Annotated in this window: 18 protein-coding genes; 14 read left to right on the top strand and 4 right to left on the bottom strand. The window is 67.5% G+C overall.

Features of this window, described 5'->3' with window-relative positions:
• The first annotated feature begins 3 nt into the window (after positions 1-3).
• Complete coding sequence (locus KHP16_RS24600) at positions 4-528, top strand: outer membrane lipoprotein YfiB (RefSeq protein WP_211961326.1); 525 nt, start codon at positions 4-6, stop codon at positions 526-528.
• A gap of 8 nt (positions 529-536) precedes the next feature.
• Here the strand turns inward: KHP16_RS24600 and KHP16_RS24595 are convergent, their stop codons facing one another.
• Positions 537-809: a hypothetical protein gene (locus tag KHP16_RS24595; protein ID WP_109580615.1), complete on the bottom strand. Its 273-nt coding sequence runs from the start codon at positions 807-809 to the stop codon at positions 537-539.
• Between the two features lie 68 nt (positions 810-877).
• The gene (locus KHP16_RS24590) at positions 878-1,750 is read right to left on the bottom strand and encodes a D-amino acid aminotransferase (protein ID WP_211961337.1); all 873 of its coding nucleotides are present in this window, start codon (positions 1,748-1,750) and stop codon (positions 878-880) included.
• A gap of 258 nt (positions 1,751-2,008) precedes the next feature.
• On the opposite strand from KHP16_RS24590, the gene bcsD reads away from it, so the two are divergent.
• The 11 genes from bcsD (at position 2,009) to KHP16_RS24535 (ending at position 17,615) form a co-directional block, all read left to right on the top strand.
• Positions 2,009-2,464 (top strand): cellulose biosynthesis protein BcsD, encoded by a 456-nt coding sequence (gene bcsD / locus KHP16_RS24585; RefSeq protein WP_211961325.1) that lies wholly within the window; start codon positions 2,009-2,011, stop codon positions 2,462-2,464.
• A gap of 59 nt (positions 2,465-2,523) precedes the next feature.
• Positions 2,524-3,117, top strand: coding sequence for a cellulose biosynthesis protein BcsP (gene bcsP, locus KHP16_RS28605; protein ID WP_211961343.1), 594 nt, complete (start codon positions 2,524-2,526; stop codon positions 3,115-3,117).
• Positions 3,114-3,890 carry a cellulose biosynthesis protein BcsQ gene (bcsQ, locus tag KHP16_RS24575; RefSeq protein WP_211961324.1) on the top strand — a complete coding sequence of 259 codons (777 nt, stop codon included), beginning with the start codon at positions 3,114-3,116 and terminating at the stop codon, positions 3,888-3,890. The genes bcsP and bcsQ overlap by 4 nt, the downstream gene beginning before the upstream one ends.
• Entirely contained in the window at positions 3,836-6,118 is a 2,283-nt protein-coding gene (gene bcsA, locus KHP16_RS24570) for a UDP-forming cellulose synthase catalytic subunit (RefSeq protein ID WP_211961323.1), read from the top strand. The genes bcsQ and bcsA overlap by 55 nt, the downstream gene beginning before the upstream one ends.
• Before the next feature lie 77 nt (positions 6,119-6,195).
• Positions 6,196-8,622: a cellulose biosynthesis cyclic di-GMP-binding regulatory protein BcsB gene (bcsB, locus tag KHP16_RS24565; RefSeq protein ID WP_244836014.1), complete on the top strand. Its 2,427-nt coding sequence runs from the start codon at positions 6,196-6,198 to the stop codon at positions 8,620-8,622.
• Positions 8,619-9,881, top strand: a complete 1,263-nt coding sequence (gene bcsZ, locus KHP16_RS24560) for a cellulose synthase complex periplasmic endoglucanase BcsZ (RefSeq protein WP_211961322.1) — start codon at positions 8,619-8,621, stop codon at positions 9,879-9,881. The genes bcsB and bcsZ overlap by 4 nt, the downstream gene beginning before the upstream one ends.
• Complete coding sequence (locus KHP16_RS24555; RefSeq protein WP_211961321.1) at positions 9,860-14,455, top strand: cellulose biosynthesis protein BcsC; 4,596 nt, start codon at positions 9,860-9,862, stop codon at positions 14,453-14,455. Before bcsZ ends, KHP16_RS24555 begins: the two co-directional genes overlap by 22 nt.
• Before the next feature lie 170 nt (positions 14,456-14,625).
• On the top strand, positions 14,626-15,864 hold the full coding sequence (locus KHP16_RS24550; protein ID WP_109582609.1) for a SpoIIE family protein phosphatase: 1,239 nt from the start codon (positions 14,626-14,628) through the stop codon (positions 15,862-15,864).
• Between the two features lie 6 nt (positions 15,865-15,870).
• Positions 15,871-16,446 (top strand): SiaB family protein kinase, encoded by a 576-nt coding sequence (locus KHP16_RS24545; RefSeq protein ID WP_109580607.1) that lies wholly within the window; start codon positions 15,871-15,873, stop codon positions 16,444-16,446.
• A gap of 21 nt (positions 16,447-16,467) precedes the next feature.
• Positions 16,468-16,857 carry a DUF1987 domain-containing protein gene (locus tag KHP16_RS24540; RefSeq protein ID WP_109580606.1) on the top strand — a complete coding sequence of 130 codons (390 nt, stop codon included), beginning with the start codon at positions 16,468-16,470 and terminating at the stop codon, positions 16,855-16,857.
• A 20-nt stretch (positions 16,858-16,877) separates the two neighbouring features.
• Positions 16,878-17,615: a GGDEF domain-containing protein gene (locus KHP16_RS24535; protein ID WP_211961320.1), complete on the top strand. Its 738-nt coding sequence runs from the start codon at positions 16,878-16,880 to the stop codon at positions 17,613-17,615.
• On the opposite strand, the gene KHP16_RS24530 is transcribed toward KHP16_RS24535, so the two are convergent.
• The gene (locus KHP16_RS24530) at positions 17,612-18,661 is read right to left on the bottom strand and encodes a 2-dehydropantoate 2-reductase (RefSeq protein WP_211961319.1); all 1,050 of its coding nucleotides are present in this window, start codon (positions 18,659-18,661) and stop codon (positions 17,612-17,614) included. The genes KHP16_RS24535 and KHP16_RS24530 overlap by 4 nt on opposite strands.
• A gap of 202 nt (positions 18,662-18,863) precedes the next feature.
• On the opposite strand from KHP16_RS24530, the gene KHP16_RS24525 reads away from it, so the two are divergent.
• Complete coding sequence (locus tag KHP16_RS24525; protein WP_115952910.1) at positions 18,864-19,940, top strand: FUSC family protein; 1,077 nt, start codon at positions 18,864-18,866, stop codon at positions 19,938-19,940.
• Positions 19,941-19,960: 20 nt separating this feature from the next.
• On the opposite strand, the gene KHP16_RS24520 is transcribed toward KHP16_RS24525, so the two are convergent.
• On the bottom strand, positions 19,961-20,332 hold the full coding sequence (locus KHP16_RS24520; protein ID WP_244214469.1) for a hypothetical protein: 372 nt from the start codon (positions 20,330-20,332) through the stop codon (positions 19,961-19,963).
• 881 nt (positions 20,333-21,213) lie between these two features.
• Here KHP16_RS24520 and oxlT point away from each other — a divergent pair.
• On the top strand, positions 21,214-22,533 hold the full coding sequence (oxlT, locus tag KHP16_RS24515) for an oxalate/formate MFS antiporter (RefSeq protein WP_115952556.1): 1,320 nt from the start codon (positions 21,214-21,216) through the stop codon (positions 22,531-22,533).
• Positions 22,534-22,664: the final 131 nt, after the last annotated feature.

The raw sequence follows: 22,664 nt of genomic DNA, 5'->3' as shown, positions 1-22,664 counted from the left end.
CCGATGCCGTACCCGTTCGCGCGCCTCGCCCGGCTCGCCGTGAGCCTGCTCGTCTGCACGCTGGCTATCGCGGGCTGCCAGACCGTGCCGCCGCCCGCCGCGCCCGAACCGCCGCCGCCAAAGCTCAGTCCGACGCAGGTCACGGTGCTCAAGGAAAAGGGCTTCGCGCTGACCGATCAGGGGTGGGAACTCGGCATGCCGCACAAGGTGCTGTTCGGCTTCGACGAGTACACGATCACGGGTGCGCGACGGACGTCGATGCTCGACGTGGGGCGCGCGCTCTCGCAAGCCGGCATCGAGCATGTCCGCGTGGACGGGCATACCGACGACGTCGGCAGCGACACCTACAACCGCATGCTGTCGCTACGCCGCGCGCTGGCGGTGGTCAGGTTGCTGGTGGAAGCGGGGTTTTCGCGCGATCGCATCGAGGTGCGCGACCTCGGCAAGTCGCGGCCGGTGGCGGACAACAAGACCGCCGCGGGACGCGCCGAGAACCGGCGCGTGGCGATTATCGTGACGGTTGACTGAAGCAGACCCTACTCAAACGGATTCGGCGCGCGCGAGTCGGGCTCGTCGACGAGATCGAACTCGTCCCGCACCTCGTCGACGACCACGCGGATGCTTGCCTCGTAGCCCCGCGCATTGCCAAAGCGCGCCATATCCCAGTTCCGGCCGCGCGCATCGCGCGCATGCGGCTCGGGATCCGGCACGCGGATATGCGCGCCGTCATCGGCAATCTCGTCGATCTGATGCACGCGCCGGCTGACTTCTTCCTTCAGGACACGGCGGCTACGCCCGCGCTTGGCCATGTCTGGCCTCCTTCAGCAGTTCGTCAGCGGGCATCGTAGCACGCGTGCCGCCATCGGTCAGCGCCCCGTCAGCGCGCGGTCAGCGCCTCGCTCGAGGCCAGCTTCGCGGCCTGGTAACCCGCATAGAGCCTAGCGTAGATCGGACCCGGCTTGCCGGTGCCGATCGTGCTGCCGTCCAGCGTAACCACCGGCAGGATCTCCTTGGTGGCCGACGAGATGATGAGCTCGTCGGCGGCGAACACCTCGTCCCGCGTGATGCGGCGCGCCTCGAGCGAGATATCCATCGCCGCGCACAGCTCTTCCATCAGGCCGTAGCGGATGCCTTCTAGGATCAGGTTGTCCTTCGGCGGCGCCGAGACGCGGCCGCCCTTCACCACCCATACGTTCGACGAAGACGCCTCGGTCAGGAAGCCGTCACGGAACTGGATCGTCTCGGTCACGCCATGCACGGCCGCGTTCTGCGCCGCCAGCACGTTACCGAGCAGCGACGTCGACTTGATCTGGCAGTTCAGCCAGCGGCGGTCTTCCATCGTTACGCAGGCCACGCCCTTCTCGCGCAGTTCGGCTGCGGGCAGCACCAGCGGGTTCGTCATCACGAGCACGGTGGGCGTCACCTCCTTTGGAAACGCATGCGCGCGCTTCGCGACGCCGCGCGTGACCTGGATATAGACCATCTGGTCGCCGGCGAGCGCGTTCGCCGCCACCACCTCGTTGATGAGGCCGAGCCATTCGGTGGCCGAGAACGGATCGGGAATGCCGATCGACGCCAGGCTCCGCTGGAGTCGCGCCAGATGCTGCTGGGCACGGAACGGTGTGACGCCATAGAGGGGAATCACCTCGTAGATGCCGTCGCCAAAGATAAAGCCTCGGTCGAGCACGGGGACACGGGCTTCGGACAGGGGGAGCATGTCCCCATTGAGATAGACGACGGGTTCGGTCATGGCGAGGGTGTTGGGCATCTGGAGGAACGGGATGCCGCGATTCTTCCATACCGCGCCGGCGCGCTCCATGCAAAAACGGCATGGCAATCCGGCGATCCGTCAGGCGATGTCTGCGGAGTCAGAAGTGTTGCGATATTGAAACAGGCGTATGCACTCACTATGTATTAATTTCAATTCCTTTGCATCGTCCGGGCAATTCGGACAACATCGAAACGCCGCTTCCGGCGATCGAACGACGACAAAGATGGGAATCACCAAGTGAACGAAGCGGCTCTTCAATATCTGACGGAACGCCATTGCTCGACGCAGTGGCGCGACTTTCTCGGCGTGCTTGGCGAGGAGCTCGTGGGGCAATTGAGCGAGGCCGGCGCGCGGGAATTCATGGCGCGCATGGGCGCGCGTTTCGCGCAGCGCTTCGACCTCGGACCCTGTAGCTCGCTGGCCGAACTCGAGCGCGCCATCGCGCAGATCTGGCTCGATGTGGACTGGGGGTGGACCGGCATCGAGGACAACGGCGATGCGCTGGTCATTCGCCATCATTGCGCGCCGCTGCGCACGGCCTTCGGCGAGTCATCCGATGCCTGGAGCGGTGCGTTTCTGCAAGGCGCCTACCAGCACTGGTTCCGCATGCTCGGCTCCTCGGACACCCTTCAGGTTTCCCAGCAATCTGCCGTGGATGCGACTGGGAGTGTGGAGTTTCGTTTCGGACGATGACTGGCGCGCCCCGCAGGCCGGAGCGTGTCCGGCGGCAGCCGCCAGGAAAGTAAATTGCCATGAGCCAGTCAGACGATCTCACCAAGCTGTTCGACCGCTTCGGCGGCCGCCAAGATACTTACCGCGAGATCGTGCGGGAAGACGCGGCGAAGGAAGCCCGCGAGCGCTGGCCGCTGCTGGCCGCGATGCGCGCCGACCAGTCGATGCCGACGCCACCGGTGCAGGCCGCGTCGCTGACGTCGGGCATTCAGCAGCCGGCGCCCGATAGCACGATGGTGACGCACCCGGCCGCGCACTCCACCACGCATCCCGCCGTGCCGGCCGTCGAGACGCCGCGCTCCGCCGCCGCGGACGCCGAGCCCGCGGCATCGCTATGGCGCCCGGCATCCGCGCCTGCGGCACCGGTGCAAACGCCCGCCCCGGCAACGCCGCCGCACGCCGCCGCCCCCGCCGCGCAGCCGCTGTGGCAGCCGGCAGCCGCCGTGCCCCCGCTCGACACCCAGACGCCGCCGCGCGCGGCCAACCCCGTCCGCCCGGCATCGGGCGATCTCCAGAGCGTCTTCGCTCGCCTCGAAGGCCGCGCCGAAGCGCCGGCCCAGACCGAACGTGCTCCCGTTCGCCGTTCGTTCCTCGACCGTTTGAATCGCTCGTGAAGATCATCGCCGTTGTATCCGCCAAGGGTGGCGTGGGCAAGACCACGCTGTCCGCCAATCTCGCGGAGTCGCTCGCACAGGCGGGCGAACGCGTACTCGCCGTCGACCTCGACCCGCAAAACGCGCTGCGCCTGCATTTCGGCATGCCGCCGCAGGACGTGGCCGGCCATGCCCGCGCGACGCTCGCGGGCGAGCGCTGGGTGGAGAGCATCTATCACGGCCGGTCGCGCGTGCTCGTGCTCCCGTTCGGCAGCCTCACCGAAACGGACCGAGCGAACTTCGAACAGCATTTGGCCACGCACCCCAACTGGCTGCGTAGCCAGCTGGAGGCGCTGGGACTGGGCCGCAACGACGTGGTGGTCATCGATACCCCGCCGGGCCCCTCCCCTTACATGCGGCAGGCGCTGAGCAACGCCCACCTCTGCGTGGCCGTGACGCTCGCCGATGCCGCGTCGTACGCGACGCTGCCGCTGATGGAAGACCTGATCCAGACCTACTGCGCCAGCCGCCCGGAGTTTCTCGGTCAGGTCCACGTGATCAATCAGGTCGACGTGAGCCGCCAGCTCGGCAAGGACGTCGTGCAGGTATTGCGCGAGCAGCTCGGCAATCGCGTGCTGGGGGTCGTGCATCAGGATCAGGCCGTGCCCGAAGCGCTCGCCTACGACCGCAGCGTGCTCGAATACAGCCCGCACAGCCAGGCGGGCAATGACATCCAGCGATGCGCCGCGTGGCTGCGGCAACGGCTGACCGCCGTCCAGGGAGACACCGCGTGAGCGCCAATGCCAAAGCGAAACCGTCCGCCCGGCGCCGCGCGCGCTCCGGCAGCGGCGTGGTCCATCGGCTGATCGACCGTTTCATCGCGCTGCCGGTCTGGGCCAGCGGCATCTTCCGCACCATCGCGCTGCTGCTCGGGCTATTCATGTTCGCGCTGGTCATCAGCGTGCCGCTGGACTTCTATCAGCAGATCGCCTTTGCCGCGGTCAGCTTCGCCCTCGCGATCTACCTGAACCGCGTGCGAGGCCATCTGGCAACGCTGATGCTCGTGCTGCTGTCGATCGCCGCCTCCAGCCGCTATATGTACTGGCGGCTGACGGAGACCGTCGGCTTCGAGAACTGGATCGACGCGGGCTTCGGCTTCGGTCTCGTGCTCGCGGAGATCTACGCCTTCCTCGTGCTGCTGCTCGGCTACTTCCAGACCGCGTGGCCGCTCAACCGCAAGCCCGCGGCGATGCCGAAGGATATCTCGACGTGGCCGACGGTGGATATCTTCATCCCCACGTACAACGAGCCGCTGTCCGTGGTGAAGCCCACCGTGTTCGCCGCGATGTCGCTCGACTGGCCGCGCGACAAGATCAACGTCTACGTGCTCGACGATGGCCGCCGCGAGGAATTCCGCGCGTTCTGCGAGGAAGTCGGCGTGACGCACGTGATCCGGAATCACAATCGCCACGCGAAGGCCGGCAATATCAACGAGGCGCTCAAGAACACGAACGGCGAATACGTGGCGATCTTCGATTGCGACCACATTCCCACGCGCTCGTTCCTGCAGGTCTGCATGGGCTGGTTCATCAAGGACCCGAAGCTCGCGATGCTGCAGACGCCCCACTACTTCTTTTCGCCCGATCCGTTCGAGAAGAACCTCAACACGTTCCAGGACGTCCCCAACGAAGGCGAGCTGTTCTACGGCCTCGTGCAGGACGGCAACGACCTGTGGAACGGCACGTTCTTCTGCGGTTCGTGCGCGGTCATCCGGCGCGCGCCGCTGCTCGAGGTCGGCGGCATCGCGATCGAGACCGTGACCGAGGACGCGCACACCGCGCTCAAGCTGCACCGCAAGGGCTACGGCACCGCCTACCTCGCGATTCCACAGGCGGCGGGCCTTGCCACGGAAAGTCTCTCCGGCCACGTGGGCCAGCGCATCCGCTGGGCGCGCGGCATGGCGCAGATCTGCCGGCTCGACAACCCGTTGCTGGGCCCCGGGCTGAAGCTGCCGCAGCGGCTGTGCTACCTCAACGCGATGCTGCATTTCTTCTACGGTTTGCCGCGTCTCGTCTTCCTTACCGCTCCGCTCGCCTACCTGCTATTTGGCGCGCACGTGATCCAGGCCCCCGCGCTGACGATCGCCATCTTCGCGCTGCCCCACCTGCTGCACGCGAACATGACGAACTCGCGCGTGCAAGGCAAGTTCCGCCATTCGTTCTGGAACGAGGTCTACGAGTCCGTGCTCGCGTGGTACATCATGCGGCCGACGATGGTCGCGTTCTTCAACCCCGCGGCGGGCAAGTTCAACGTAACGCCGAAGGGCGGCGTGATCGAGGAAGCGTATTTCGACTGGATCATCTCGCGGCCCTACCTGATCCTGCTGATCGCGAACCTCGTCGGCGTGGGCGTCGGTATCGGGCGGCTGACGGTGTGGAACACGCACGAGGCCACCACGGTCGTGCTGAACCTGATCTGGACGGTCTACAACCTCATCATCCTGGGCGCGTCGATCGCGGTCGCCAGCGAGTCCCGCCAGATCCGCGTGGCCCATCGCGTGGCGATGAAGCTGCCCGCGACGCTGCGCTTCGCCGATGGCCGCGCGGTCGTTTGCGAGACCGTGGACTTCGCCGAAGGCGGCCTCGGCATCCGCCTGCCGCAAGGTGTGCCCGCCAGCGTCGGCGACTCGGTACAGATCTCGCTCTACCTGCAGAACGCCGAGCATACCTTTCCCGCGCGCGTGGTCTTCCACGGCGCGAAGCACACCGGGCTCGAGCTGGCGAAGATGACGCCGCGCGAAGAGATGGCCTTCGTGCAATGCACGTTCTCGCGCGCGGATGCGTGGATCGACTCGTGGGGCAACAAGCGCCGCGATGCGCCGCGCATGGCCGCGAGCCAGATCTTCCGCATCGGCCTCATGGGGTTCCAGAACGTGATGTTCCACCTGAGCCGCGAGGCGCGGCAGCTGTTCCGCCGCAAGTCCGCCACGCCCGCCGCGACCGGCGGGCAGGCGGGGCGCTGATCGTCCCCCCTACGCATGCATGACCGGCGGCCCCGCTCAGGGGCCGCCGGAACCGGTAACCCGATTCCATCCGATCGATGACGCCTGAACCGTCTCACACGACTCTCTCGTCCGCTACGTCCGCTACGTCCGCTACGTCCGCCACGCCCGCGCGTCGCCGTCTCGCCGCCCCGCTGCCCCGCCGCCTGGCCGCCGCGCTCACCTGCCTGACGCTGCTGCCCGCGATGGTCCCCGCGCACGGGCAGACGCTGCTGGCGCAAACCCAGCCGCAGCCCGATCCGTCGCCGCGCTCCACCGGCACCGCGGCTGTGATGGCACCGCTCTCGAACGCGCCTGTGCCCGCCGCGCCCCCGGCGCGCGGCGCGTCCCGCACGCTCGCGGTCACGCTCAAGCAGCTTGGCGCGGACGGTCCCTTCCAGCTGCGCGGCGTCGATGGCATCAACGGTGTGCCGTTCTCCGTGCGTGCCGATGAGGTCGTGACCGCCGCCAAACTCAAGCTGCGGTACAACTATTCGCCCGCGCTCATTCCCGCGCTCTCGCACATCAACGTGATCATCAACGGCGAAGTCGCCGCCACGGTGCCCGTGCCGAAGGAAACCGCGGGGACGAGCCTCGACCGCGAGGTCACGCTGGAGCCGCGCCTGATCAGCGAATTCAACCGCTTGAACCTGCAGCTCATCGCCCATTACACGACCGAGTGCGAAGACCCGTTCCACTCCAGCCTGTGGGCTACCGTCAGCAACGCGAGTGTGCTCGAACTGACGGTGACACCGGTGGCGCTCGCCAACGAGCTGTCGCTGCTGCCGCTGCCCTTTTTCGATCGCCGCGACGTGCGCCAGCTCAACCTGCCGTTCGTGTTCGCCGGCGCGCCGTCGCCCGCCACGCTGGAAGCCGCGGGGGCCGTGTCGTCGTGGTTCGGCGGCCTGGCCGGCTATCGCGGCGCGACCTTCCCCGCCGCGCTGAACCAGGTGCCGTCGTCCGGCAACGCGGTGGTGTTCGCGACGAGCCAGGAGCGGCCGGCCGGCGTGGAACTGCCCGCGATCGATGGCCCGTCGCTCGCCATCGTGCCGAACCCGTCGGACCCGTCGTCGAAACTTCTGCTCGTGATGGGCGCCAACAGCGCGGACCTCAAGGTCGCCGCGCGCGCGCTCACGCTCGGAGCGCGCGCCCTTTCCGGCCCCCGCGCGACCGTGACCAAGCTCGACGACGTCAAGCCGCGCGAGCCCTACGACGCGCCGAACTGGCTGCGCAGCGACCGGCCCGTGCGGTTCGGCGAACTGGCGCCTGTGGCGGACCTCAACGTGTCGGGCTACAACCCGGACCTCGTGCGCGTGGGCTTCCGCCTGCCGCCCGATCTGTTCGGCTGGCGCAGCAAGGGCATTCCGGTCGATCTGAAGTACCGCTACACGCCGCGGCCGACCGTCGACAAGTCGACGCTCAACATCAACGTGAACCGCCAGTTCCTGCGCGCGTTCCCGCTGCGCGCGCTCAAGGACGAACAGGGCCGCGCCACGCGCCTCCTGGAGAGCGTGCTGCCCGACGGCTCCGCGCCCGCGCATCACCGCATCGACCTGCCGCTATTCATGCTGCCCGCGCAGACGCAGCTGCAGTTCCATTTCTACTACGACTACCTCAAGCAGGGCGCGTGCAAGGACGTGCTGCTGGACAACGTCAAGGGCGCGATCGATCCCGATTCGACCATCGACGTCTCCGGCCTGCCGCACTTCATCTCGCTGCCCGACCTCGCGGTGTTCGGCAACAGCGGTTTCCCGTTCACGCGCATGGCGGACTTGTCGGAGAGCGCCGTCGTGCTGCCGTCGCAGCCGTCCCCCGACGACTACTCGACCTACCTCACGCTGCTCGGCCGGATGGGCGAGTCCACGGGCTACCCCGCTACCGGCGTGTCCGTGGTGGGGCCCGACGATGTGGCCAAGGTCGCGGCAAAGGACCTGCTCGTCATCGGCACCACGCAGGGCCAGCCGCTGCTTACGCAGTGGGCGGACCGCATGCCCGTCTCCCTGACCGGCAATACCAAGCGCTTCACGCTGACGGATGTGTTCTCGTCGATCCTCGGCTGGTGGAACGGCGCCGATGGCACGCGCAACGCGCGCGCGGAGACGCAGCTGTCGATCAGCAGCGCGGGCACCGACGCCGCGCTCGCGGGCTTCGAGTCTCCGCTGCAATCGGGCCGCAGCGTCGTGGTGGTGACGAGCAACGCGACCAACGGCCTGCATAACGTCACCGACGCGCTGCTCGACCCCGATCGCCTGAAGGAAGTGCAAGGCAGCCTCGTGCTTGTGCGCGGCAAGGAGGTGGACAGCCTCGCCGCGCAGCAGACCTATGAAGTGGGCCACCTCTCGCCATGGACGTGGCTGCAGTGGTATCTATCGCAGCGTCCGCTCGCGCTTGTGCTGATGGTCGGCGGCGCCACGCTGCTGCTCGCGGCGCTGCTGTTCCTGTCGCTGCGCAGTCTCGCGCGCCGGCGCAAGGCGGGGCAGGCATGACGATGCATCGCACCCGACGCCACCATCTCGTTCAGCTCGCGCGCCTTGCCGCGGCCGGCGCGGCGCTGCTCGCGGCGCCGCTCGCCGCCTGCGCGGCACCGGCATCCGCTGGCAAGACCGCGCCCGCGGCGCCCTGCCCGTGGCCGCTCTATCAACAGTTCCTGTCGCGCTTCGTGCAGGCCGACGGCCGCGTGGTCGATCCGTCCACGCCCGCGCAGCACAGCACGTCGGAGGGCCAGTCCTACGGCATGGTGTTCGCGCTCGTCGCCAACGACCGCGCGACGTTCGACCGCCTGTGGCAATGGAGCGTGGCCAACCTCGGCAGCGGCAATCTCACGGACAAGCTGCCCGCATGGCAATGGGGCCGCCGCAACGACAACTCCTGGGGCGTGATCGATGCCAATCCGGCATCGGACGCCGACCTGTGGTTCGCGTACGCGCTCGCGGAAGCCGCGCGCGTGTGGAAGGCACCTGCCTACGGCGACGCCGCGCGCGCATTGCTCGCGCTCGCGGCGAAGCAGGAAGTCGTGACGCTGCCCGATTTCGGCACGATGCTGCTGCCGGGGCCGCAGGGCTTCGTCGACAGCAAACCCGATGGCGTGCGGACGTGGCGGCTCAACGCCAGCTATCTGCCGGTGCCGGTACTGCGTCGCCTTGCCGCGTTCGATCGGAACGGACCCTGGGGCGCGCTCGCGGCGCAGACGCCGAAGTTCATCGAGGCCGTGGCGAAGCAAGGGATCGTGCCCGACTGGTCCGCCTATCGGGCGGGAGGCAATGCCGCGGGGTTCATCACCGATCCCGACAAGGGCGACCTGAGCAGCTACGACGCCATCCGTGTCTATCTGTGGGCCGGCATGACGCCTGCCGCGGACGGCGCGAGCCGCACGCTGATGCGCGCGCTGCTGCCCAACGCGCAACGGATGGAGGGCCGCGCCGCGCCGCCCGAGAAGATGCATGCGGACACGGGCGCCATCGACGGCAACGGGCCGCCGGGATTCTCGGCCGCGATGCTGCCGTTTCTCAAGGCCGCGGCGTTACCCAGCCTCGCGCCCGCCCTCGCCGCGCAACGCGCGCGTGCAGAGGCCATGGTGGACGCGCCCCCGGGGCCGAACGCGCCCGCGTATTTCGACACGGTGCTCGGCCTCTTCGGGCTCGGCCATTTCGAAGGCCGTTATCGATTCAGTCCGGCGGGACAACTGGAGATGGAGTGGGAGCAATCGGCAAAACGGGAGGGTCCATGTCGCGGCAAAGCAGCCTGAAGCAACGACGGAAAGCCCCCGCGCGCTCGCTGATGTTCGGTCTGCTGGCCACGCTGGCCGCGTCCGCCGGCGCGCAGGAAGACCCCGTCAAGGTCCTCGTCGATCAGGGCAAGTACTGGCAGGCGCGCGGGCGCGCGGATCGTGCCGCCGAGTCGTGGCAGAAGATCCTGCGGCTCGATCCCAACCAGCCCGAGGCGTTGTATGGCATGGGCGTCGCGGAGCTCGAAGCGGGCCGCGCGGACAGCGCGCGCAGCTATCTCGACCGGCTCAATCGTGTGCAGCCGAATTCCGCGCTCTCGCGGCAGCTCGCGCAATCGATCCAGCGCGGCTCGGCGGGCACGCGCCAGCAGGTGGAGCAGGCGCGCGAGCTCGCGCGCAGCGGCCAGGCGGACGAAGCGGTCAAGCGTTACGAGCAGGCCGCCGGCGGCGCCGTGCCGCAGGGCGACCTCGCGCTCGAGTATTACCAGACGCTGGGCGGCACCGCACAGGGCTGGGACCAGGCGCGGCGCGGGCTCGAGCAGATCGCGCGCAACAATCCGTCCGATGCGCGCGCGCAGCTTGCGCTGGCCCAGCACCTGACCTATCGCGACAACACCCGTCGCGACGGCATTCGCCAGCTGGAGGCGCTGGCGGCGCGTCCCGATGTCGGCGCGCAGGCGGCCGAAGCATGGCGCCGCGCGCTGAACTGGCTCGGCGGCCGTCCCGCCGACGCGCCGTTCTATCAGGCATGGCTCGCGACGCATCCCGACGATGCGCCGATCCGCGCGAAGCTCGACGCCATCACGCGCCAGACCGAGACCGAGCGCGCGGCTGCCGCGGCAGATCCGTTACGCGCGGCCGCCGCGGATCCGTTGCGCGCGGTGGTGCAGCAGGGCTTTGCCGCGCTCAACGCGGGCGATCAGGTGCGTGCCGCCGAACGCTTCCAGAGCGTGCTGACGCAGCGGCCCAACGATGCCGACGCGCTCGCGGGCATGGGCGTGCTGCGGCTGAAGCAGGAGAAGTTCGCCGAAGCCAGCGATTTCCTCGAACGTGCCGCGCGCAATGGCGCCGGGACGCGTTACCGGCAGGCGCAGAACAGCGCGCAGTACTGGCTGCTAGTGCAGCAGGCCACGGCCGCGCGTGAAGCTGGCAATCGTTCTCAGGCACGGCAGCTGCTCGAACGCGCGGTGCGGCTCGATGCCGGCGATGGCGGGGCGCAAACGAGCGCTCAGGTCGCGCTCGCCGACCTCCTGGCGGAAGATCGCCAGTACGCGCAGGCGGAGGCCGCCTATCGCCGCGTGCTCCAGCGGCAGCCGGACAATCCCGACGCGACGCGCGGTCTCGTGAGCGTGCTGGCCGCGCAGAACAAGAGCACCGAGGCGCTCGCGCTCGTCGAGCGCATGACGCCCGCGCAGCGCGACAAGGTCGGCTCCGTGGGCCGCCTGCGCGCGGATCAGGCACGCGCGGAAGCGCGTCAGGCGCTGCAGGCGGGCGACGCGGCTCGCGCACGGCGTCTGCTCGAAGACGCGATGGCCGCCGATCCGATGAACCCGTGGGTGCGGCTCGACGTGGCGCGCAACTACGTGGCGATGGGCATGCCGGAGCAGGCGCGGAACGTGATGGACAACCTGCTCGCCTCCGCGCCGACCAACGTGGAAGCGCTTTTCGCGAGCGCCCTGCTCGCGTCCGAGACCAATGCATGGCAGCGCGGCCTCGACCTGCTCGAGCAGATTCCCGCGGCGCAACGCACCGCCGAGATGGGAACGCTGCAGCGCCGTCTGTGGGTGCATGCCGAAGCGGAACGCGCGAGCGGACTCGCCGCCGCCGGACAACAGCCGGCAGCGCTTGGCGTATTGCAGCAGGCCGAACGGTTTGCACAGGGCGACCCCGAGCTGACCGGTGCGCTGGCGCAGGGCTATGCCGATGCGGGCGACGATCAGCGCGCGCTGACGCTGATGCGCGGTGCGATGAGCCGGTCGGTGCTGCCCGATGTGGGCACCCAGCTGCAGTACGCGGCGATCCTGCTCAAGACGCGGCAGGACATGGAGTTGGCGGGCCTGCTGCGACAGCTCGCGGGCGCGCAGATGACCGCGCGGCAGCGGCGCGATTACGACGACTTGCGCGTCGCGTACATCGTGCGGCAGGCCGATGCGCTGACGGAGGCGGGCGACCTCGTCGCGGCCTATGACATGCTGGCCCCTGCGCTATCGGAGCGCGGCGGCAGCAGTGCCGTGCGCGCGAGCCTGGCTCGCATGTATGCGCAGGCGGGAGAGAACAAGCAGGCGCTGGACATCTACCAGAGCGTGCTCGCGCGCGAACCGAACAACCTCGACATGCGGCTTGCGGCAATCGGGACGGCCACGGCCGCCAAAGAGTACCGCTGGGCGGAGCAAGCCCTGCAGCCCGCGCTGCAACAATCGCCGAACTCGCCGGCCGTGTTGACTGCCGCCGGCCGGCTGTATCGCGCGCAGGGGCGCAATGCGAAGGCCGAGCAGTACTTCCGGCAGGCTGTCGCGGCGGAGGCGGCCACGGGCAACGCGCTGGCCGACGGTACGCGCGCCCCGGGCGCGGGCTTCGACCGCGTCCCCGCCAACCCCTTCGTCGGCATGCCCGGCCAGCGGCGCGCGTCGCAACTCCCGCCCCCGGGCTCGGCGGCACCGTATGCCGCCGTGCCGCAAACGGCCGCGCCGCAAGGCGCGGGCTACGCCGGCGCACCTGGGCCCGCGTCGCAAGGCATGGGTTACGCGGGCGTGCCCGCTTCCGCGGCGCAGGGCGGCAGCGGTTATGCCGGCGGAAACGCCGCGCTGCCGCAGGGCACCTACGCAGGCGTGCCGAGCGCGGCGCAGCCGGCGGGCATGATGCCCGTCGCGGCGGCGATGCCGGGCCAGCCGTACATCCCGATGCCCGTCTCGGCGGGCCAGCGCGGCGCACCGATGCAGGCGGCGGCGATGCAGGCGCCGTCGGCGTACTACCCCGCCGCGGCGCGCGGAACGCTGCCGCCCGGCACCACGGCGGCCGGCAAGACGACCACGGCGGCGCGTGGCAAGGCCACCCCCACCCAGCAGGCTTACCCCCAACCTTACGCACAACCCTACGCGCAGAATTACGCGCAACCTGTCCAGCAAGGCGGCTACGCGCAGCAGGCCTACGCCCCGCCCGGCGCCCAATCCGCTTACCCGCAACCGGGCTACGCGCAGCAACCCTACGCCCCATCCGGCGCCCAAGCCACGGCATCCCCGCAGGCTTACGCAGCAGCCCAGCAACCCACCGCCCCACAACCGTACGGCGCGCAATCCCGCCTCCCATGGCTGGCGGATGCCGACGACGACCAGCCCAAACGCACCGGCCCCAAGACCGCCCTGGACGAGCTGCGCGAGATCGAGCAGCAGCGTACGACCACGCTCGCGGGCGGACCGATGCTGCGCGGCCGGAACGGCGACTCGGGCATGAGCCAGCTGACCGAGCTCCAGGTCGTGGCGGAAGGCAAGAAGTCCGTGGGCGACGGCAAGCTGATCGGCCGCGTCACGCCGGTGGCCATCGATGCCGGCAATCTCGGCGGCGACTACAACAGCGCGAGCCGCTTCGGCGGCGGTCCGCTCGCGTACACGCTGCCGTCCACCGGCCAGAACGTGTTCAGCCAGACCTTGCCCTCCACCTCCGCCGGTTCGCAAAGCGCATTCGGCGTGGCGCTGGGCGTGGCCTACGAGTCCGATCGCTTCAACGTGGACGTGGGGTCGACACCGCTGGGCTTCCGCTACACCGACATCACGGCCGGCGCACGCGTGAACTTCCCGCTCACGCAGCGCAGCACGCTGGCGCTGTCGGGTTCGCGCCGTTCGGTCACGGACAGCCTGCTGTCATACGCCGGCGCGCGAGACCAGCGTACTGGCGACACGTGGGGCGGCGTCATGCAGAGCGGCGGCCGCGCCGACCTCGGCTGGGACGATGGGTTCTTCGGCATCTACGGTTACGGCGGCTACAGCGTCCTGACGGGTCACGACGTCGAGCGCAACAACAAGTGGGAAGGCGGCGGCGGATTCTACATGCGGCTGATCGACGACGAGGCGCAACGACTGACGTCGGGCATCAACTTCACGTCGATGGGCTATAGCGAGAACCTGCGCTACTTCACGGTGGGCCACGGCGGTTACTTCAGCCCGCAGACCTACTTCGCGGTGACGGTACCCCTCGCGCTGTCCGGCCGCTCGGGCCGCGTGGCGTACCACGTCCGCGGCGCGCTCGGCGTCCAGGCCTTCCGCGAGGACGATGCCGACTACTTCCCGACCGACGCCGCCCGCCAGGCCGACGCCAACCGCGCGGTGCAGCAGGCCAACCAGCAGAACCTGACCAACCAGACGTCGGCGGTGTACGCGGGGCAGTCGAAAACGGGCCTCGCCTACAACCTCGTCGGCTCGGTCGAGTACCAGGCCGCGCAGCAGCTATTCGTCGGCGGCACGCTGGGCATCGACAATGCGCGGGATTACCGGCAGTGGTATGCGGGGGTGTACGTACGGTATGCGCTCCAGAAGCAAAACGGCGCCATCGCCTTCCCGCCCGTTCCACCGCAATCGGCGGTAGGCGCATTGCCGTTCTGACCGACCGTCGGTTTTACTTTCCCTCTCCCCGTTGGGGAGAGGGCAACCCTTCCGCCCACAACCCCGCCACAGTAGGGCGTAAATCCGCAAATCCCCGCCGATCACGTCATGGTTCCGACATCGTGCATCCCTACAATGGCTGCCGTTCCCATCGCTCCATTTGGCTCGGCATGTCCAGCGTCTCACCCGCATCCTCCGCTGCCCGTCCACGGTTCCGGCAGCCCTGCGCGGAGGATCTCTGCGTGGCGACTCCGTTCGTCACCACCGACCACACCAACCAGGACGTGCTCGAAGTCTTCACCGAGCATCGTGAGCTCGCCACGCTCCCGGTGACCGAGAACGACCGCCCCATCGGCCTCATCAACCGGTCGATCTTTCTCTCGCAGATGAGCAAGCCGTACCACCGCGAGCTGTACAACCGCAAGAGCTGCATCGCGTTCATGGACAAGGAGCCGCTGATCGTTGATGCCGCGATGAGCATCGAGGCCCTCACGTTCCGCACGGTCGAGTACGGCGAAAAAGCCCTCACCGACGGCTTCATCATCGCAAGCGAAGGCCGGTTCCTCGGCGTAGGCCACGGCCTGCAACTGATGCGCGTGGTCGCGGACATCCAGGCGGAGCGCAACCGCCAGATCATGCACAGCATCGACTACGCCAGCATCATCCAGCGCGCCATGCTCCGCGCGTCCCGCGACGCCCTCGCCCACACGCTGCCCGACGCGTCCCTGGTCTGGGAACCCCGCGACGTCGTCGGCGGCGACTTCTACCACTTCGTGGCGTTCGAAGATGGCTGGTTCGCGGCGCTCGCCGACTGCACCGGCCACGGCGTCCCTGGCGCATTCATGACGCTTATCGCCTCGTCGCTGCTCACACAGGCCATCGAACAACAAGGTCCGCGCGACCCCGGCGCCCTGCTCGCCGCCGTCCATCGCGGCATCAAGCAGATGCTCGGCCAGGCCGACGGCACCGACGCCATGACCGCCGAGTCGAACGACGGCATGGACGCCGCGTTCTTCTGGTTCGACAACGCCACGCGCCGCCTGACCTTCGCGGGCGCCCGTTGCGCGCTGTTCGTGATGCATCCGGGCGAAGCCGACGACCACGTCATCGATGGCGAGCGCAAGGGCGTCGGCTACATCGACACCGCCATCGACTATGCCTGGCCCAACCGCCACGTCGACATGCAGACCGGTACCGTGGTCTTCGTGACCACCGACGGCCTGATCGACCAGATCGGCGGCCCGAAGGAAATCGCATTCGGCAAACGGCGCGTGCGCGAGGCCCTGCGCGCGGCCCGCGATCTGCCCACGCCGGCCCTGAGCCAGGCCGTGCTCGACGCCCACCTCGCGTGGCAAGGCGACAACCGCCGCCGCGACGACCTCACCTATTTCTGCTTTCGCGTCCGCTAGCCAGCCATGTCAACCACCTCCACCTCGATAGACAACGAATATGGGGCATTCTTCGCCGTGGCCCGGGAACGCAACGTGATCTTCTACTACGTCGGATATTTTTCGCAGAACATCATCGCCGCCATGTCGGACGCGGTGCGCCTGCAACTGGCGGTCAGCGGCGTCGACGGCGGCACGCGCCGCAAGCTGTTCTCGTCCTTCGTCGAAATGGCCCAGAACATCGTCCACTATTCGTCCGATGCGCTCACGCCGTCCACGCAGGACGACGGCCAGCTGCGCCACGGTTCGGTGTGCATCAGCCGCGTGGACGACCGGTACCGCCTGATCTGCTCCAACCCCGTCGCCACCGCGCGGGTGGAACAGTTGCGTGCGACACTGGAGCCTTTGCGCACGATGACGCTCGACGAGATCAAGGCCGCCTATCGCGAGACGCTGCGCGCGGAAGCCCCAGAGGGCAGCAAGGGCGCCGGTCTCGGCTTCCTGACGATGGCGCGCGACGCCAGCGCCCCGCTCGAATACAACTTTCAGCCGATCGACGCGGACCCGGTCTCGACGATGTTCCAGCTCGTCGCCACGATCTGACGCCATCGGGAAGCATCTGCCATGGAAAACCTGTTCATTGCCGCCACGCAAGCCTCACCGGAAGTCAATTTCGACTTCCAGAAGCACACGCTGTCGCTCAAGGGCGAGTCGTACCCCGAGAACGCCGCGGTGTTCTACGGCGAGGCGCTCACGCGCCTGCGCAAGTACCTGAGCCTGTGCGAGGACACCGACATCACAGTCAACGTCGCGCTCACCTATTTCAACAGCTCGAGCACGAAGATCCTGTTCAGCATCTTCGACGCGCTGGACGAAGCCGCCCAGCGCGGCAACCACGTGGCCGTCAACTGGTACCACGACGAGGACGACGACACGATCCTCGAGTTCGGCCAGGAACTCCACGCGGACTTCCCGGCGATCGAGTTCACCGATCACGTCACGACGAACGGTTGAACGCGCTCCCGCACGCCTCCATGGCAGAACCCGACCTGTTCGACACGGAAAACAGTGCGCTCGCGCACGCGCGCGGCATCTACCTCGATGCCGGCGCGAGCGCGGCGACGTACCGCGCGACGCTCGGCGAACTCATCGGCCATTACGAACGCCTGATGCGCGAGACGCGCCGCCTCATCCGGCGCAGCGACCGCGAGGAGCTGGAAATGAACCGGCTCAATCAGCGGCTGCAGGAACTCGCGCAGGAACTCGAATATCGCGCGACGCACGACCAGCTGACCGGCGCGCTCAACCGCGGCGCCGTGATCGAACGCGCCACCGCGGCGCTGGACAACGGCCCCGTGGCGTTGATCGTGCTCGACATCGACCACTTCAAGCGGCTCAACGATACGTTTGGACATCCCGTGGGCGACGTCGTGATCTGTGAGGTCACGGCCTGCCTGCACCACGAGATGCCCCCGGGCGGACTGCTCGGCCGCGTGGGCGGCGAGGAGTTCGCGGCACTGCTGCCCGACACCGATTGCGATATCGCGATCGCAATGGCGGAGCGCATGCGCATCCGCATCGCCGAGCACCACTTCCCTCCTCCGCTGTCGGGTCCGGTGACGGCGAGCTTCGGCATCAGCTGCAACGCGCGGGGTACGAGCTTCGTGAATGCATACGCGCGCGCGGACGAGGCGCTCTACGATGCCAAGCGCGCGGGACGCAATCGCGTCGTCTGCGCGGATGGCCGGACCTCCGGCTCGAACGGAAATTAAGCTGTCCGCGCGTCGCTGATCGCGCGCAACAACGCGAGCATCGTGCGATTGACGGGCGTCGGCACGCCGAGGGCATCCCCCGCCGCCACGATCGCACCGGTGAGCGCGTCGACCTCGAGCGGCCGATCGCGCATGCAGTCCGCATACATCGACGTACCGAAGGACGGCGACAGCGCCAGCACCGTCGCCAGCATCGCCTCCGCTTCATCGTCCGCAAAGCGGGCGCCGCTCGCACGGCCCACGGCCACGGCTTCGTTCAGAACGTCCATGCACAATGCGCGCACGTCGGCGTGATGCAGCACGGCCATGCGCTGCCGCGTCAGCGCGGTGATCGGATTCGCTACCGCGTTGAGCAGCAGCTTGCGCCATTGCAGCGTGACGAAATCCGCGTTCGGATGCGCGTTCATGCGCGAGCCTTCGAACAACCGCGACAGCGCGCGCCCGCCCTCGTCGTCAGGCACCGACAGATGGCGGTCGCCGGCCTCCCCGAAACGCACGCGATCGTGCGCGAGACGCTCCGCATTGAAGTAGACGACCGCGGGCACCACGGCGGCCTCCGCCTCCGCGCGCGCGATCGGCAGCCACGGCGCCACGCGCCGCACGTGCCCGATGCCATTCTGCAGCGCGGCCACACGCGTGCCCGCATCGCAAAGCCGCGCAAGCCACGGCGCGACGGACGCGGTGTCCTGCGCCTTCGTGCACAACAGGATCCAGTCCACGGGTGTGGCCTGCGCGGGATCGGTGAGCGTCCGCACGGTCACGCGGCGCATCCCTTCCGCGGCCTCCAGCCCGATAGCCTCCATCGGCGCGCGCGCGCACAGCGTCACGTCATGGCGCGCTCCCACAGCGAGGCAGGCGGCGACGGACAACCCCACGCCGCCCGCGCCGATCACGGCGACACGTTGACGGACATGCGCGCCCGGCGCACCGTGCGTGGCGATAGCGGTATGCGGGGAGTGGGAGGATTGCGTGGATTGCGGCGGCTGCGGCGGCTGCGGCGGCTGCGTAAGCGAGTGCGTTACGGCAGAGATCGGTTCGGCGGACATGGCGTACGAAGGGAAAACAAGCAGCCATTCTGGTGGCACGCGCGCACACGAACAAGCCACCGCGCCTCACTGTGATGCCCCGCACCGTGCCTTCCGCCAAAGCCTTTGGCATTTATTCAAACCGCGCTGGCACGAACCATGCTCTACACTGTGATTTCCACTTAGCACCGTGCTGTCATTCTCTTCCGCCCTGTCGCCCACCATGCGAGACGCCTTCCGCAAGACCACCAACGTGCTGCTCGATCCCAATCGGCGCTATAGCCAGGCACGCCTGTTCCACGCGGTCCGCGTGGCGCTCGCGCTACTGGTTTCCATCGCGCTGACCACGGGCATCCGCATCCCCCATGGCGAATGGGCATCCATCACCGTGCTCGTCGTCATCGGCGGCCTGCAGCACCACGGCAATATTCGCCGGCGCGCCGCCGAGCGCGGCGTCGGCACGCTGCTTGGCGCGGTGATCGGCCTCGCGCTCATCGCCCAGCAGACCTATATCCTCCATTCGCCACTGCTCACCTACGTGCTGATGGCGCTCGTCTGCGGCTACTGCGCGTATCACGCGATCGGCAAGGGCGGGTATATCGCGCTGCTGACGGCCATCACGGTCGTCATCACGGCGGGCCATGGCGACCAGGACGTGTTCGACGCCCTCTGGCGCACCGTCGACGTGCTCATCGGCACTGCCGTCGCGCTGGTATTTTCGTTCGCGTTGCCCGCGTACGCTTCGTACTCATGGCGCGTCAAGCTGGCCGCATTGCTGCGCGCGAGCGCGGCGGTCCATGCGCGCGTGCAGCGCGGGGAGATCGATCCGGCCACACTGCAGAAGGACATGATGCAACTGGGCATGCAGCTCGTGCAGCTGCGCAGTCTGATTCCGTCGGTGGCCAAGGAAACCGATGTGCCGACGGCCCAGCTCGAGGAAATCCAGCACGCGGCGCGCGTGTGCATCAGTGCATTGGAATTGATGGCGGCGATCGAACCGAATGCGGATCACTCGCGCGAGGACGATCGCGGCATTCGCAGCGCGATGCTGGCCCTCGCGGATTCGCTGGAAAGTGGCAATGCGCCGGAAGACAGCGACATGGCGCCCGCGCCTGCCGCTAGCGGTGTCGATGCGAACGCTGCCAGCGCGGCGAACGCGGCGCTCGCAACGCCCTCGGCGGCAACGATGACGGGTTCGTTCGCGTTTCTGTCGCGGCGCCTGCAGGCGGAACTCTCGCGCACGCGCGACGTGCTCGCGCAAATGAGCACGAAGTACGAGTTCCCTTACGCTAGCAACTAGACCGGACTGGCGCGCGCAGCTTAGTGAATGGAAGCGCCCGAAGCGGAGAAGTTCGCGAGCAGCGTCGCGTGATAGGGCTCGATCGGCAACGTCACGCCGAGCGCCGTGAACAGCTCCAGCGCGCGTTCCAGCGATGTCAGCGCGCCGGGCATCCAGATTCGCTGCAGACGGATCGGCGTCTCGCCGACCATCTCCGCGAACTGGTAAAGGCCGTATTCCTGAATGGCCTTGAAGAGCACCAGACCCACGAGATGAAGATCCCCGGTATCGAGCGCAATGACCGCCTGGGCGGCCCATCGCTCTTCGCGGATCGTGATGAGATCTGCCTCAGCAAAACGTTCACCGATATGATCCATCGCGAGGGAGGCAGGAAAGTTGGACAGGAGGCTCACTACGTTTCTCCAAAGCCAGATAGTCCAATTACGGCATTCTTGGCAAAAGCTGAAGGGTAGCATGCAGCCTCATCCGTTCGCTGCCCCTGGATTCGAGTCTCGCGTCAATCCGCGCGCTTTGCTGCGTTGTCGTCACGCATTGTGTGCGGTTTCGAGCGCGCTCGTGGCGCATGCGTTGCGCGGCGGTTGCGCTCTGTTGCGCTTCTGTTGTGTAAACGCAGCAGCCCCCCGCAGCAGCCCCCCGCAGCAGCCCCCGCAGTAGCCCCTCCACGCCGCTCGGTCCCGTCCGCCAGGCCCCCCTCGCCGCTAGGCCGCTTCGCTGCTACCGCCGCGTCGGTTTTCAAAACGCGTTGTGCGCCGCATTATCGCCGCGATTATGACAAACCTGTAATGTTGAATTATGACAAACGTGTAATGTTAATCCGCCCAAGACACCTGGCGCACATTGCCAAAATGTAATGAAAAAATCTCCCGCAGGCGCACGCGTTTCATTTATAAAGGACAAACGTGCCGTGGACTGGTGTCACACCGCACGACTCAGCCCGCAGGCCGGCCCGCGGGCATTTTTTTTGCCAATTTATTACCGTTCCGTCTGAACGGATAATATCCATTTCCGCGCGGAATATTCCTCCCATTCGGTGAAAACCCTCCCCGCCTTTATCTTGCTCTTCGCTGGTATATCACATACTGTGTAGCCGTTCCCCACGGATTTTCTTTTGTATTACCGGTATGAAGGCAGCAGCCGCCCAATGCGAGTGGCCGGAGCCTCCTTTTGTCTGCATCCAAATAAAAGGCGACGTCGCGAATTTAATTCGCGCATGAATCCAGATTGATTCCGATTAATCAACGGATATCGCCATCGATATTAAGGAGACATCAAAATGGATCACGCATCGGCAACGCTCTCACCCAACCAGCCAGCGGATAACAGGCGCTGGCTCCAACTCATCGCCGGCGTGGTCTGCATGGTGGCCACGGCCAACATCCAGTACGCGTGGACGCTGTTCGTCCCGGAAATCGAGGAAACCTACGGGTGGCCGCGCGCGCAGATCCAGGTCGCCTTCACCCTGTTCGTGCTGGTGCAGACGTGGCTGGCCCCGATCGAGGGCTACTTCATCGACAAGTTCGGGCCGCGGCTGATGGTGGCCTTCGGTGCGATCATGATCGGCACGGCGTGGGTCATCAACGCGCAGGCCACCACGCTGATGGGCTTCTATATCGGCGCGGCAGTGGGCGGTATCGGCGTCGGTTCGATCTATGCCACCTGTATCAACAACGCGCTCAAATGGTTCCCGGACCGGCGCGGCCTCGCGGTCGGCCTCACGGCGGGCGGCTATGGCGCGGGTTCCGCGGCGACCATCCTGCCGATTGCGTCGATGATCGAATCCGCCGGCTATCAGGACACCTTCCTGTTCTTCGGTCTGCTGCAAGGCTCCATCGCGTTCATCGCGGCGTGGTTCCTCCGCGCGCCGAAGGCCGCCGAAGTCCGTGCCTCGAGCAAGCTGGTGCAGGCCACGCGCGACTACACGCTCAAGGAGGCCATGAGCACGAAGTTGTTCTGGCTGATGCTCGTGATGTTCGTGCTCGTCGTGACCGGCGGCATGATGGCCGTGGCGCAGCTCGGCGTTATCGCGAAGGACCTCGGCGTCAAGGAGTTCCAGGTCGATCTGCACTTCTTCGTGATGGCCGCCCTGCCCCTCGCGCTGATGCTCGACCGCATCATGAACGGGATCTCGCGCCCGCTGTTCGGCTGGATCTCGGACAACATCGGCCGTGAGAAAACGATGGTCATCGCGTTCACGCTCGAAGGGTTCGGCATCATCGCGCTTGGCTACTGGGGTAGCAACCCGTATGCGTTCCTGATCCTGTCGGGGGTCGTGTTCCTGGCGTGGGGCGAGGTGTATTCGCTGTTCTCGGCACTCGCCGGCGATGCGTTCGGCACCAAGCACATCGGCAAGATCTACGGCGTGCTGTACACCGCCAAGGGTATCGGCGCCCTGTTCGTGCCGATCGGCAACCTGATGATGGAGGCGACGGGCACCTGGTCGACCGTGCTCTACACCGTCGCGGCGATGGACCTGACGGCGGCCTTCCTCGCCTTCACGGTGCTGAGGCCGGTGCTGGCGAGCCACGTCGCGTCCTCGAAACGATTGTTCGCCTCGGAGGCGACCACATCGGCGGGCGCGCGCGTCGGAGCGTAATCCTGCGCCCCATGCGGGCAGGTTGCGAATGCGACAAAAAGCGGACTTCGAGAGAAGTCCGCTTTTTTCATGTGCGGCACGCTTTCGGCGATTCCCTCCCGCGCCGGCGTTCCGGACGCACTACAGTGGAA

It is taken from the genome of Cupriavidus plantarum (assembly GCF_905397285.1).
In the GTDB taxonomy this organism is placed as follows: domain Bacteria; phylum Pseudomonadota; class Gammaproteobacteria; order Burkholderiales; family Burkholderiaceae; genus Cupriavidus; species Cupriavidus plantarum.
The sequence above is the reverse complement of the archived record's forward strand: the minus strand, read 5'-3'. Positions and strand labels throughout refer to the sequence as shown.

Excerpts from the sequence above, each read along its gene's own strand:
- KHP16_RS24600 (WP_211961326.1), top strand. The coding sequence starts at position 4 with ATGCCGTACCCGTTCGCGCGCCTCGCCCGGCTCGCCGTGAGCCTGCTC.
- KHP16_RS24595 (WP_109580615.1), bottom strand. The coding sequence starts at position 809 with ATGGCCAAGCGCGGGCGTAGCCGCCGTGTCCTGAAGGAAGAAGTCAGC.
- KHP16_RS24590 (WP_211961337.1), bottom strand. The coding sequence starts at position 1,750 with ATGACCGAACCCGTCGTCTATCTCAATGGGGACATGCTCCCCCTGTCC.
- bcsP (WP_211961343.1), top strand. The coding sequence starts at position 2,524 with ATGAGCCAGTCAGACGATCTCACCAAGCTGTTCGACCGCTTCGGCGGC.
- bcsA (WP_211961323.1), top strand. The coding sequence starts at position 3,836 with ATGCGCCGCGTGGCTGCGGCAACGGCTGACCGCCGTCCAGGGAGACAC.
- bcsB (WP_244836014.1), top strand. The coding sequence starts at position 6,196 with ATGACGCCTGAACCGTCTCACACGACTCTCTCGTCCGCTACGTCCGCT.
- bcsZ (WP_211961322.1), top strand. The coding sequence starts at position 8,619 with ATGACGATGCATCGCACCCGACGCCACCATCTCGTTCAGCTCGCGCGC.
- KHP16_RS24555 (WP_211961321.1), top strand. The coding sequence starts at position 9,860 with ATGTCGCGGCAAAGCAGCCTGAAGCAACGACGGAAAGCCCCCGCGCGC.
- KHP16_RS24550 (WP_109582609.1), top strand. The coding sequence starts at position 14,626 with ATGTCCAGCGTCTCACCCGCATCCTCCGCTGCCCGTCCACGGTTCCGG.
- KHP16_RS24545 (WP_109580607.1), top strand. The coding sequence starts at position 15,871 with ATGTCAACCACCTCCACCTCGATAGACAACGAATATGGGGCATTCTTC.
- KHP16_RS24540 (WP_109580606.1), top strand. The coding sequence starts at position 16,468 with ATGGAAAACCTGTTCATTGCCGCCACGCAAGCCTCACCGGAAGTCAAT.
- KHP16_RS24535 (WP_211961320.1), top strand. The coding sequence starts at position 16,878 with ATGGCAGAACCCGACCTGTTCGACACGGAAAACAGTGCGCTCGCGCAC.
- KHP16_RS24530 (WP_211961319.1), bottom strand. The coding sequence starts at position 18,661 with ATGTCCGCCGAACCGATCTCTGCCGTAACGCACTCGCTTACGCAGCCG.
- KHP16_RS24525 (WP_115952910.1), top strand. The coding sequence starts at position 18,864 with ATGCGAGACGCCTTCCGCAAGACCACCAACGTGCTGCTCGATCCCAAT.
- oxlT (WP_115952556.1), top strand. The coding sequence starts at position 21,214 with ATGGATCACGCATCGGCAACGCTCTCACCCAACCAGCCAGCGGATAAC.